General features: G+C 62.6%; 9 protein-coding genes and 1 tRNA gene. 7 read left to right on the top strand and 3 right to left on the bottom strand.

Annotated elements, in window-relative coordinates; all coding sequences use genetic code 11:
* Positions 1-53: 53 nt before the first annotated feature.
* The gene (locus NCT04_RS04285) at positions 54-839 is read right to left on the bottom strand and encodes a DUF4136 domain-containing protein (protein ID WP_502800345.1); all 786 of its coding nucleotides are present in this window, start codon (positions 837-839) and stop codon (positions 54-56) included.
* A gap of 195 nt (positions 840-1,034) precedes the next feature.
* Here NCT04_RS04285 and pepN point away from each other — a divergent pair, with 195 nt between their 5' ends.
* The 3 genes from pepN (at position 1,035) to NCT04_RS04270 (ending at position 5,066) form a co-directional block, all read left to right on the top strand.
* Positions 1,035-3,758: an aminopeptidase N gene (gene pepN, locus NCT04_RS04280; protein WP_250463901.1), complete on the top strand. Its 2,724-nt coding sequence runs from the start codon at positions 1,035-1,037 to the stop codon at positions 3,756-3,758.
* Between the two features lie 162 nt (positions 3,759-3,920).
* A complete protein-coding gene (locus NCT04_RS04275) occupies positions 3,921-4,937 on the top strand; it encodes a class 1 fructose-bisphosphatase (protein WP_244827384.1) in 1,017 nt (338 codons plus the stop codon).
* A gap of 53 nt (positions 4,938-4,990) precedes the next feature.
* Positions 4,991-5,066, top strand: a tRNA-Thr gene (locus tag NCT04_RS04270).
* Positions 5,067-5,431: 365 nt separating this feature from the next.
* Here NCT04_RS04270 and NCT04_RS34660 read toward each other — a convergent pair.
* Positions 5,432-5,908, bottom strand: a complete 477-nt coding sequence (locus NCT04_RS34660; protein ID WP_350029997.1) for a hypothetical protein — start codon at positions 5,906-5,908, stop codon at positions 5,432-5,434.
* Between NCT04_RS34660 and NCT04_RS34655 the strand changes: the two genes are divergently transcribed.
* Both NCT04_RS34655 and NCT04_RS04260 read left to right on the top strand, forming a co-directional pair.
* On the top strand, positions 5,889-6,095 hold the full coding sequence (locus tag NCT04_RS34655; protein ID WP_250525555.1) for a hypothetical protein: 207 nt from the start codon (positions 5,889-5,891) through the stop codon (positions 6,093-6,095). The genes NCT04_RS34660 and NCT04_RS34655 overlap by 20 nt on opposite strands.
* A 329-nt stretch (positions 6,096-6,424) precedes the next feature.
* Entirely contained in the window at positions 6,425-6,805 is a 381-nt protein-coding gene (locus NCT04_RS04260; protein WP_250463896.1) for an NUDIX hydrolase, read from the top strand.
* Positions 6,806-7,086: 281 nt separating this feature from the next.
* Here NCT04_RS04260 and NCT04_RS04255 read toward each other — a convergent pair whose 3' ends face one another.
* Positions 7,087-8,643: a methyl-accepting chemotaxis protein gene (locus tag NCT04_RS04255; protein ID WP_250463893.1), complete on the bottom strand. Its 1,557-nt coding sequence runs from the start codon at positions 8,641-8,643 to the stop codon at positions 7,087-7,089.
* Between the two features lie 487 nt (positions 8,644-9,130).
* Between NCT04_RS04255 and NCT04_RS04250 the strand changes: the two genes are divergently transcribed.
* Complete coding sequence (locus tag NCT04_RS04250; RefSeq protein ID WP_250463890.1) at positions 9,131-10,198, top strand: Gfo/Idh/MocA family protein; 1,068 nt, start codon at positions 9,131-9,133, stop codon at positions 10,196-10,198.
* A gap of 17 nt (positions 10,199-10,215) precedes the next feature.
* Positions 10,216-11,985 carry an FAD-dependent oxidoreductase gene (locus tag NCT04_RS04245; protein WP_250463887.1) on the top strand — a complete coding sequence of 590 codons (1,770 nt, stop codon included), beginning with the start codon at positions 10,216-10,218 and terminating at the stop codon, positions 11,983-11,985.
* Positions 11,986-12,008 lie beyond the last annotated feature (23 nt).

Below are 12,008 nucleotides of genomic sequence, written 5' to 3'. Positions count from 1 at the left end.
CCGATTCGTTTTGACGGAACAGGCGCCCCGTTTCGATTCGGGGCGCTTGCGGATCACTGAATGGTCGCGGGCGGCGGCGCGTTGCGCGGCGGCGGAGGCGGTGGCGCATTGGGCGGTGGGATGGGTACGCTGCGCTCGTTGCCGATGGATGCCGTGGTTTCGCTCGACATGCCGCCGTTCTTGTCGACAGGAATGGTGACCGTGCGAACCGTGCCGTTGCCGAGCGGGAAGTCGGCCAGCGCGCTGCGCGTGAGATACGGCATTGCGTGATAGAGCGACGGATCTTCCGTGGAATTGACCGCCGTCACCTTATAGACTTCACGCCCGGAAGCACGCTCGTTCATGCGAATCTGCAGCGCGTGGATATAAACCGGGAAGCTTTGATCGACGTAACCCGTCGGCCCCCACGGGCCACCGCCGTAGCCATAGCCGCCCCAGCCGCCGCCCCATGGTCCGAAGCCCGGGCGCCCCCACGGACCGTACATCGGCCAGGGATCGTAATAGACGGGCTGGCGCACCGTCATCAAATCGCCGCGTACCGAATAATTGAGCGCCACCCTGTAGTTCGCGCTCGCTTCCGGCGCCTGACGGAACGAATACTTCGAAAGCTCGGTGGCGACGAGCGTCTCGTAAGTCGTCTGCTCGATGCTGTTCTGCTGATCGTTGTTGCGCGCGAAAGCGTAGGTACGGGTGGCGTCGCTGCCGCCGCTCCAATCCGAGAACGCGGTGACCTGCGTCTGCACGTAGGTCGTGCAGCCGGCAAGCCAGAGCACGCCAAGCGCGAGCGCCGCGCGGGCCAGCATGCGCCACGGGCCGCTGCCTTCGATCCGGGAAATCATGGTCTTCCTCGCTTCGTTCAATGTCGTTCCGGTTTGAGCCGCTCTTGCTGTGGCCGCGGACGCCTTGCTGACCGTCCGGCTTCACGATCGGCGGTCGTTCAGTACAATGGTTCGACATGCCGCGCCCGCTTTTGTGCCCGAAACCACCCGGCTCACGAGCGCGACCGCGCCGCTCAACTCACTCAAGATCTTGCCATGTCCACCACGACCGAAACGACCGCATCCACCGTGATCCGCCGCCAGGACTACACGCCACCCGCGTTCCTGATCGATTCCGTCGCGCTCGAGTTCGATCTCGTGCCCTCGCGGACCGTCGTCAGAAACACCATGCGTCTGCATCGCAACCCGGACGCGGCGGACAACACCGCGCGGCTCGAACTGATCGGCGAGCAACTCGAATTCGTTAGCGCGACCATCGACGGCAAGCCGCATACGGACGTCCGTGTAAGCGATAACGGTCTGTCCATCGGCAATATTCCGGGCGACGCGTTCGAACTCGTCATTGAAAGCGTCTGCAATCCTGCCGCGAACACCACGCTGTCCGGGCTTTATGTGTCGAGCGGCAACTTCTTCACGCAGTGCGAGGCGGAAGGTTTCCGGCGCATCACCTATTTCCTCGACCGTCCGGACGTGATGGCAACCTACACCGTGACCCTGCGCGCCGACAAGACCGCGTATCCGGTGCTGCTCTCGAACGGCAATCTGATCGATGAAGGCGATCTGCCCGACGGCCGCCACTTCGCCGTCTGGGAAGACCCGTTCAAGAAGCCGAGCTATCTCTTCGCGCTGGTCGCCGGCAAGCTGGTGAGGATAGAAGAGCGCATTCAGTCCGGTTCGCGAGAGAAGCTGCTGCAGGTCTGGGTCGAGCCGCACGATCTCGACAAGACGCGCCACGCCATGGATTCGCTCATCCACTCCATTCGCTGGGACGAGAAGCGCTTCGGGCTGGAACTGGATCTGGACCGCTTCATGATCGTCGCGGTCAGCGACTTCAACATGGGCGCAATGGAGAACAAGGGCCTCAATATCTTCAACACGAAGTACGTGCTGGCCAATCCGGAAACCGCGACCGATATCGACTTCTCCAACATCGAAGCGGTCGTCGGACACGAGTACTTCCATAACTGGACCGGCAACCGCGTGACCTGCCGCGACTGGTTCCAGTTGAGCCTGAAAGAAGGCCTCACTGTCTTCCGCGACCAGGAATTTTCCGCCGATATGGCCGCGGGCGACGTGGATGGCGCGGCGAGCGCGGCCGCGCGCGCGACCAAGCGGATCGAGGACGTGCGCGTCTTGCGTCAGATGCAGTTCGCCGAGGACGCCGGCCCGATGGCGCATCCGGTGCGCCCGGAAAGCTACGTCGAGATCAATAATTTCTACACGATGACCGTCTACGAGAAAGGCTCGGAAGTCGTGCGGATGTATCAGACACTCTTTGGCCGCGAGGGTTTTCGCAAAGGCATGGACCTGTACTTCCAGCGCCACGACGGTCAGGCCGTGACTTGCGACGACTTCCGTCACGCCATGGCCGACGCTAATAACCGCGACCTCGCGCAATACGAGCGCTGGTACAGCCAGGCGGGCACGCCGCGTGTGTCGGTGCGCGCTTCCTACGACGCCGCCGCCAAGCGCTACACGCTGACGCTCGCGCAAGGCTACGCCGAGGGCAACGAAGCCGCGCGCGCCACGCAACAAGGTCCGCTCCTGATTCCGTTCGCGGTCGGTCTGATCGGCGCGAATGGCGCGGATTTGCCGCTTCGTCTCGAAGGCGAAAAAGAGCCGAACGGCACGACGCGCGTGCTCGAATTCACGGAGCGCGAACAGTCGTTCACTTTCGTCGATGTGAGCGAAGCGCCGCTGCCCTCGCTGCTGCGCAATTTCTCGGCACCGGTGATCGTCGAATTCGACTACACGAACGAACAACTGGCGTTTCTGCTGGCCCACGACAGCGATCCCTTCAATCGCTGGGAAGCCGGTCAGCGGCTCGCCACGCGCGAACTGCTGGCGCTCGCAGCGCGCGCGGCCAAGGGCGAAACGCTCACGCTCGATAGCGACATCATCGCGGCATTTTCCCGCGTGCTCGACGACACCACGCTCACGCCCGCTTTCCGCGAACTCGCAATGATGCTGCCATCGGAAAGCTATCTCGCCGAGCAGATGTCCGTCTCCGACCCCGCCGCCGTGCACGAGGCGCGCGTGTTCATGAGCCGCCAGCTCGCGGCAGGACTGCGCGACAAGTGGCTCGCCGCTTACGAAGCGAACCGCACGCCGGGCGAATATTCTCCGACGCCGGAAGATGCGGGCAAGCGCGGCCTGAAGAACCTCGCCCTTGCCTACCTCAGCCAGCTCGACGACCCGAGCGAAGCCATCAGGCTTGCCGAGGCTCAATACGATTCGGCCGACAACATGACGGATCGTTCGGCGGCGCTTTCCGCGCTGCTCCTGGCAAGCGCGACAGCGGGCGCCGATCCCACCGTCGCCGACACCGCGCTCGACGACTTTTATCGCCGCTTCGAGCACGAGGCGCTCGTCATCGACAAGTGGTTCGCGCTGCAGGCGACGCAGCGTGGCGGGCCGGACCGCAAGATCATCGAGATCGTGCGCCAGTTGATGCAGCATCAGGCGTTCACGCTGAAGAACCCGAATCGCGCGCGCTCGCTGATTTTCAGTTTCTGCAGCGGCAACCCGGCGCAATTCCACGCGCCCGACGGTTCCGGCTACGCGTTCTGGGCCGAACAGGTCATCGCGCTCGATGCGCTCAATCCGCAAGTCGCCGCCCGCCTCGCGCGCGGCCTCGAATTGTGGCGCCGCTTCACGCCGCAGTTGCGCGAGAAGATGCATGCGGCGTTGACCGAAGTAGCGTCGAAAGCGAAATCGCGCGATGTGCGCGAAGTCGTCGAAAAGGCGCTCGCCGCTTAATCACTGATTCATCACACTTTTTTACTGTTTAGCGGCCACTGCGTGTTGTTTAGCGCGGTGGCCGTTCTTGCTTATGTCGGGCATCAGCGGCCTCTGTCATACGGAGCGCATGGGGCAAGCGGTTAGAATCATGGGATTCGTCAAACGCTCACGGAGCCCAGCATGTCCATCTCCAGCCGCACTACGCTCACGAAATATCTGATCGAGCAGCAGCGCGAACACCAGAATCTGCCGGCCGACTTGCGTCTTCTGATCGAAGTCGTCGCGCGTGCATGCAAGCAAATCGGTTATCAGGTGAGCAAGGGCGCACTCGGCGACGCGCTCGGTACGGCCGGCAGCGAAAACGTGCAGGGCGAAGTGCAGAAGAAGCTCGACGTGCTGTCCAACGAAATTCTGCTCGAAGCCAACGAATGGGGCGGCAACCTGGCCGCAATGGCATCGGAAGAGATGGAGAAGATCTTCCCGATCCCGAATCGTTATCCGAAAGGCAACTATCTGCTGACCTTCGATCCGCTCGATGGATCGTCGAACATCGACGTGAACGTGTCGATCGGCACCATTTTTTCGGTGCTGCGCTGTCCGGACGGCGCGGAGCCGAGCGAGGAAGCGTTCATGCAGCCGGGTTCGGCGCAGGTCGCCGCGGGCTATGCCGTGTACGGCCCGCAAACCGTGCTCGTGCTTACGACCGGCAACGGCGTTAACTGCTTCACGCTGGACCGCGAGCTGGGCTCGTGGGTGCTGACGCAGAGCGACATGCGCATTCCAACCGAAACGCGCGAGTATGCGATCAACGCGTCCAACAGCCGTCACTGGTATGAGCCGGTGCAGCGGTATATCGGCGAGTTGAACGACGGCAAGGACGGCCCGCGCAAGGACGACTTCAACATGCGCTGGATCGCGTCGATGGTGGCGGATGTGCATCGCATCTTGAATCGCGGCGGCATCTTCATGTATCCCGCCGACAAGCGCACGCCGGACCGCCCGGGCAAGCTGCGTCTGATGTACGAAGCGAACCCGATGGCGCTGATCGTCGAGCAGGCTGGCGGCGCCGCGACGGATGGCGAGCAACGCATTCTGGATATCGTTCCAACGAGCCTGCACCAGCGCGTGCCGGTGTTTCTCGGCTCGAAGAGCGAGGTCGATCGCGTGACGCGTTATCACTCGGAAAAGAAAGTTTGATTCAGGGTCTTGCCAAATTGGGAAAGGAGTCTCTATAATCTCGTTTCTCTGATGCCGGAATAGCTCAGACGGTAGAGCAGCGCATTCGTAATGCGAAGGTCGGGGGTTCGATTCCTCTTTCCGGCACCAAACGTATCAAGCAAAAAGCCCAGTCAGGTTGACTGGGCTTTTTGCGTTGTGGGGTCTTCCCAATAAACGCAGGCCAACCGAGTCCATATCAGCGATCAGATGGCACCGAAACACCGCGCACACGTAACGCCATGAAAACAAGCCATACGTTGCCTCCGCCACGGTCCTCGAAACGCGCTTCATGCAAACGCCGGTCGCAGAGTCTCGAAGCGCGGCAATCAAGCAACCACAAAACTCAGTGCGTCTAAGTTTTCCGAAGCACCGCTGAGAATGGCGAACTGCTGAACGCGCCGCGAAGCAAGTTCAGCCTCCCTCCTCCGCGCTCGTCGCAGAACATGAGTCGCAAGCCGCGCTGACTCATCCGCTCATCGACATGAACTACCCCGGTAGACATCCGCCCATATCCTCGACCCACGACGACATTCGTCACGAGATAAAACCGTATATACTGTTTTCTCCACATCAAGAGGAGAAAAAATGAGCACACCCAAAATCGATGCCCCCGCCACCAAGGCTGTCGATGCTCCCAAGAACGCCGTCGCAAAAGACGAGAAGCCGGCCACGAAGACCGCAACGAAAACCCGGTCGAAGGCTGCGGCGCCCGCATCGGGTGGAGTGAAAAGGCCCGCGAAGAAAGCAGTTGCCAAGCCCATAGCCGGCGCATCCTCGGCTCCCGCGACGAAGTCGAAAACGAAGCCGAAGACGAAGGCAACCGAAGCCAGGGAAAAGAAACCGACCGCGCGCGCCCCTGCCGATACAGCCAAACCCGCCGCGACGACCAAACCCGCGGCGAAAGCCAAGCGAGCGAAGAAGGAAAAAGTCGTGCGCGACAGCTTCACCATGCCAAAAGCGGACTACGCGAAGATTGCATCGCTCAAGCAGAAGTGTCTCGACAACGGCATCCGCGTAAAGAAGAGCGAACTGCTGCGCGCCGCACTCGCCGTGCTCGACGCCGCGCCGGAAAAGCGCATCGTCGCCGCGATCAAGGCGCTCGAAACCGTCAAGACCGGCCGTCCTGCAAACGCCTGACCGCCGCTCGATCGCGAAACTCCTAACAACGTCGAAGAACGCTCCGCTGCCAGTGCAATCGCCGCTGGCAGCGTCATCGACATTGAAGACGCTCAAGGCACCTACGACGCGCATCTGCTCAATGAAACTTTTGTGTCAAGCCGCCGATTTTCTCATTCGTGTGTTTTTATGAAATCGATCACAAAAGGCCGCTTTCTTGTAATAGCATTAGCGCACGTTTCTGCCCCGTCAGCGGCTCTTCACAGCTGACGCCAAGAGCCGAAGCCATTCGACGACAAAGGTGGATGAGATATGAGCCATCACATCCAAAAGAACAAAGTGGAGTTCAATTGAAGAAGCGCGCCACTGTTATCTGTCGAAAGGGAAAACGCATTCTTCTAGTGGCACGTCGCCAATCGAAATGGGCCCTGCCAGGCGGAATCCTCAAGCGCGGGGAGCATCTCCCTGACGCCGCGCTTCGAGAACTCAAGGAGGAAACACAACTCTCCGGCAAGTCGGCCAAGTATCTCTTCGACTTCAGAGGCAAGCAAAAGCACCATCACGTCTTCTATTGCGATATCTCCGCTCGCGCCAAGCCGCGTCCGAGCAATGAAATTTCGCGATGCCGCTGGGTGAATCTCGAAGACATTCCACGGCTCATGACGAGCACGCCAACGAACGATATCGTGAAGCTCGTCAGTCATAAGCGTAAGAACGGCCGCGGAAAATAAAGCCGAACCGCGACACGGACGAGCTCGTCAATCCCGAAAGACGTCACGCCTCGGCCGCACATCGACCGTGGCACTTCGCTCGGCTTATCGCGCATATCGACCGGCTCATTGGCATGGCGTCGCGTTCGTGGCCTGCCATGCCGATCTCGAGCACTGCAAGCCCTTCAACCATCGCTTCGGCTACTGGCAGGGCGACACCGTGCTGAAGGCGGCGGCGCATACGCGGGCATCGGTCTCATTTACGACCTGCATCGCGCGCGGCCAAGCTGCGAAACCGACACCTACGCGGCCCGCATCGTCCCCATACCATCTCCCCGCAGCTTGAAAATCGCCACCACGTCACGCAACGACCTCGCCTGCTCCGCCAGCGCCTGAGCCGCCGCCGATGCCTGCTCGACCAGCGCGGCGTTTTGCTGCGTCACCTCGTCCATCTGCGTGACGGCCATGTTGACCTGTTCGATGCCCGTGGTCTGTTCCTTCGACGCCGACGAAATCGCGCCGACCACATCGGTCACGCGCTCGACCGAGCCGACGATATCCGCAATGATGCTACCCGCGTCCCGCACGAGCGACGAGCCCGTCTCTACGCGGCCGGCCGACTGCTCGATCAGCTCCTTGATCTCCTTCGCGGCCGTCGCGCTGCGTTGAGCGAGCGAGCGGACTTCCGATGCCACGACCGCAAAACCGCGCCCTTCCTCGCCCGCGCGCGCCGCTTCGACGGCCGCGTTCAGCGCAAGGATGTTCGTCTGGAACGCGATGGCGTCGATCACGGCGATGATCTCGCCCACCTTGCCCGCGCTCTCGGAAATGCCGTGCATGGTCTCGACGACCTTTTCCATCATCTGGCCGCCGCGCGTGGCGGTCTGCGATGCATTCTCCGCAAGCGACGAAGCCGCGACCGCGTTATCCGCGTTCTGACGCACCGTCGCGGTGATCTCTTCCATGCTTGCCGCCGTTTCCTCGAGCGACGCCGCCTGCTCCTCGGTACGCGAAGACAGATTCAGATTGCCCGATGCGATTTCCGCGCTCGCGGTCGCCACGCCTTCCGCGTTCTGGCGCACCTTGCTCACGACCGTCGCGAGACTCGTCTGCATATGCTTGAGCGCCACCAGCAACTCGGCGATTTCGTCCTTGCCGTCGGTTTCGAACTCGTGCGAGAGATCGCCCTTCGCCACGGCGCGCGCGCAACCGAGCGCACGGACGAGCGGACCGGACACCGTGCGGCTGAAGAGATATCCGCCAATCAACGAGAGCGCCAGCACGAAGAGCATCAACGTGACGCTGATGAACGACGCTTGCCGCGCGGCGTGATCGGCGTGCGCGGACACTTCGGCGCTATCGGCGGCAATCTTCTGGGCCGCCTGTTCGAGCAGCGCGGCCGGTTCGCGGTCGACGCCCGCTACGGCGTTATCGCCAGCGGACGGTTCGAAGCCCGCGGCCTTGAACGCATCGAAGCCGCGCCGGTAGCCATCGCCCATTGCGGCGTGTGCGGAAGCGAAGCGGTCGATCAAATCGCGGCTCTCGCCCGCGGGAAGCGTGCGCTTGAGTTCATCGGCCAGTTTGTGCACGGTCGCTTCGCGAGTCTGGAAAGCCGACCAGTACTTCTGCAGTTTCTCGGGGTCCTTGCCGCGCAAGAGCGTGTCTTTCCACTCCTGCACTTGCAACTTGAAGGCGACCAGCGTCGCGGACACCATGCGTTCGCTCGCGACGTTATCCGCGACCACTGTCCGATAGGTGTCGATGGATTGATTGAGGGCAAAAATACCGTACAACGCGCCCGCGAACATGAAAAAGAGCGCGGCGGCAAAAGCGAGCGGAATCTTGAGGCTGAGCTTCATCGAGAGTCTTCAATTCGAGGGTTTACGCGCAATGTGCGCCGATCGCTTTTTTATCGGCTGTCTCGCGGGAAAACTGAAGGCGATGAAACAGGGAACGCATCACGTTGGCGTCGCTTTACGCACGGATAAAGCGCGCTTCGTCTAGCCACGTCGCGGCGTTCAACGCGTTCAGACTAGCTTCGCGATGCCTTCGGTCGCTGGCCGTCCGTCGATGCTCGCTAAAAGCCGCGTCACCGCCGTTTCGAACTCCAAAGACACCGGCTACGTAGGCTCCGCGACACATTCCGCTTCATCGACGACTCGGTTCGCGAGCCTGCGCGCGAAGCATGGATTGCCTCCGGCATCACGATCCAATTTGGTGTGGAATAAACTTTGAAATTGGAATACTATTCCGGAATAGCTTCGAGTTCGCGGTAACAGGATATTGCGTGCCGTCAAACGCTTCACGCAACACGCGCGGCGCGAGACACCACAACAGGAGACACGAATGAGCAGGACGACCCTCGCCCTCATCGGCGCCGGCGCGATCGGGCGCATGCATGTGGAACGCGCGCGGCTGCATCCCGATTGCGAGATCGTGGCCGTGGCCGATCCGTCGCCGGCGGCCGAAGCGTTCGCACGCGCCGAAGGCCTGCGCTGGTTCGCCGACTACACCGCCATGCTCGACGAGGTCAAACCGCGAGGCGCGATCGTCGCGACGCCGAACGCGACGCACCTGCAAGTCGGACTGGCGTGCATCGATCGGGGCGTCGCGGTGCTGATGGAAAAGCCTATCGCCGATACCGTCGAGCAAGCCGAACAACTGACCCGCGCGGCGTCGCAAGCGCAAGTGCCGCTCATCGTCGGACATCATCGGCGGCATAACCCGATCCTGCGGCGCGCGCGCGAGATCGTCCAATCCGGCCGCCTCGGCACGCCGGTTGCGGCCATGGCGCTTGCCACGTTCTATAAACCCGACAGCTACTTCGAGATGGCGTGGCGCCGCGAAAAAGGCGGCGGTCCGGTGCTCATCAACCTGATCCACGACATCGACATCATGCGGTTTCTGCTCGGCGAAGTGATCGAAGTTCAAGCGCAGACATCCAACGCGGTGCGCGGCTTCGAAGTGGAGGACACGGCCGCCGTGCTGCTGCGGTTTGCGAGCGGTGCGCTCGGCACGCTCGCGGTCTCGGATTGCGCGGCATCGCCCTGGAACTGGGATCTCGCGGCGGGCGAAGCGGCGCACTACCCGCGTCAGAACGTCAACACGCATTTTCTGACGGGCACCGATGGATCGCTCACGCTGCCCTTGCTCGATGTCTGGGATTACCGCAGCGGCAAAGGCTGGCATGACCCGCTGACCGTCGAACGAAGCACACCGCATCGCGGCGATCCGTATCACGAGCAGCTGCGGCATTTCTCGGCGGTGATCGACGGCAAGGAAGCGCCGGTCTGTTCAGGCGAGGACGCAACGCGCACGCTCGCGACGACTTTCGCGGTGCATCGCGCGGCCGCATCGAGAGCGCCGGTGGCGGTCGCAACAACGGCCGAAGCGAGCATCGGCCGCACGGCATGAGACAGGAGACAAAGCGCATGAATTCGATGACTCAACCCTGGGACGAAGAAGTCGATCTGCTCGTGTTCGGCGCGGGCGCGGGCGGCATGACCGCGGCGCTCGTCGCGCATCACGAAGGTCTGAAGGTGCTCATCTGCGAGAAGACCGACGCGGTCGGCGGCATTACCTCGACCTCCGGCGGCACGACCTGGGTGCCCGGCACGAGCGACAGCGTGCGCGCGGGCGTTCCCGATAAAACCGACGACGCGCGGCGCTTCCTCGCGTCGGTGGTCGGCGATCGCGGCGGCGACGATGCACGCGAGGCGTTCCTGGCGAGCGGCCCGCAGGCCATCGAGGAAATTCAGCGCATCAGCGAGGTCAAATTCGTGGCCGCGGCGGCACATCCCGATTACGTCAGCGGTCCCGGCGCGGCGTTCGGCGGACGCGCGCTCGCGCCCGTGGCCTTCGATGGCCGGCTGCTCGGCGATGACTTCGCCCGCGTAAGGCCGCCGCGCCCCGAGTTCATGGGCTTAGGCGGGATGATGGTCGCGCGCACGGACCTCGATGCGCTGCTCGAACCGTTCGCGTCGAAGAAAAATTTCACACGCACGTTGTCGGTGGTCGGACGTTATGTCGCCGACCGTCTGCGCCACAAGCGAGGCACGAATCTCGTCATGGGCAACGCGCTCGCCGCGCGTCTCTTCTACAGCCTGCGCAAGCAAAACGTGGAAGTGCGTTTCGAGACACCGTTGCTGGAACTCGTCGTCGAGCACGGCATGGTGACGGGCGCCGTGGTCGGACAGAAAGGCGGCTCGAAGAAGCGCATCGGCGCGCGCCGGGGCGTGGTGCTCGCAACGGGCGGCATCACGCGCAACCCGGCGTTGCGCAAGCAGTTGTTCCCCGCTGCCGCACAACCGTTGTCGCTTTCGCCGCAAACGCACACGGGCGATGGCATCGAGCGCGCGCTCACTCTCGATGCCAGGCTCGACGATGGCTGCGAAAGCCCCGGCCTGTGGATGCCCTGCTCCATCCTGCGTCGCGAAGGCAAGCCCGATAGCGTCTGGCCGCACATTCTTCTCGATCGCGCGAAGCCGGGACTCATCGCCGTGAACGCGCGTGGCGAGCGCTTCGTCAACGAATCGGATTCTTATCACGACTTCGTGATGGGCATGCTGCGCGACAATGGCCAGGGCACGAGCGTGCCGGCGCATCTGATCGTCGATGCCGCGTTCCTGCGCGATTACGGCCTCGGACTCGTGATGAAGAAACGCAGCCAGGCGCGCATTGCCAGCTTCGTGAAGGCGGGATATCTCATCAAGGGCGACACGTTGGCCGAACTGGCGACGAAGCTCAAGGTCGATGCCAGCGGCTTGGAGCGCACGGTCGCCGCGTACAACCGCGACGCGGCGCGCGGCGAAGACCCGCAGTTCAAGCGCGGCGCAAGCGCGATGAACCGCTTCAATGGCGATGCATCGCAGAAGCCCAATCCCTGCGTGCGGCCCATCGGCGCGGGACCGTATTACGCCGTCACGGTGTGGCCCGCCGATCTGGCATGCAGCGCGGGGCTGTCCGGCAACGCCGACGGTCAGGTGCTCGATAACCACGGCAACGCCGTTCCCGGACTCTTCGCATGCGGCAACGACCTCGCATCGATCTTTCGTGGCACTTATCCGGGGCCGGGAACGACGCTCGGACCCGCACTCGTGTTCGGATGGCGTGTCGCGAAATTCGCGGCGCGCGCCGTGCCCGTCGCCGATCCTGAATTCGTGGTCGGGCTGCGGGACATTCCGGTGCGCGTCAGGGTTTGATGCGCTGTCGACGAAACTGAAGC

This window comes from Caballeronia sp. GAFFF2 (assembly GCF_023631485.1).
Lineage (GTDB): Bacteria > Pseudomonadota > Gammaproteobacteria > Burkholderiales > Burkholderiaceae > Caballeronia.
The sequence above is the reverse complement of the archived record's forward strand: the minus strand, read 5'-3'. Positions and strand labels throughout refer to the sequence as shown.

What these genes read in the sequence shown, in the direction of transcription:
- NCT04_RS04255 (WP_250463893.1), bottom strand. Translation starts at nt 8,643, where the DNA reads ATGAAGCTCAGCCTCAAGATTCCGCTCGCTTTTGCCGCCGCGCTCTTT.
- pepN (WP_250463901.1), top strand. Translation starts at nt 1,035, where the DNA reads ATGTCCACCACGACCGAAACGACCGCATCCACCGTGATCCGCCGCCAG.
- NCT04_RS04250 (WP_250463890.1), top strand. Translation starts at nt 9,131, where the DNA reads ATGAGCAGGACGACCCTCGCCCTCATCGGCGCCGGCGCGATCGGGCGC.
- NCT04_RS04245 (WP_250463887.1), top strand. Translation starts at nt 10,216, where the DNA reads ATGAATTCGATGACTCAACCCTGGGACGAAGAAGTCGATCTGCTCGTG.
- NCT04_RS04285 (WP_502800345.1), bottom strand. Translation starts at nt 839, where the DNA reads ATGATTTCCCGGATCGAAGGCAGCGGCCCGTGGCGCATGCTGGCCCGC.
- NCT04_RS34660 (WP_350029997.1), bottom strand. Translation starts at nt 5,908, where the DNA reads ATGGTGAAGCTGTCGCGCACGACTTTTTCCTTCTTCGCTCGCTTGGCT.
- NCT04_RS04275 (WP_244827384.1), top strand. Translation starts at nt 3,921, where the DNA reads ATGTCCATCTCCAGCCGCACTACGCTCACGAAATATCTGATCGAGCAG.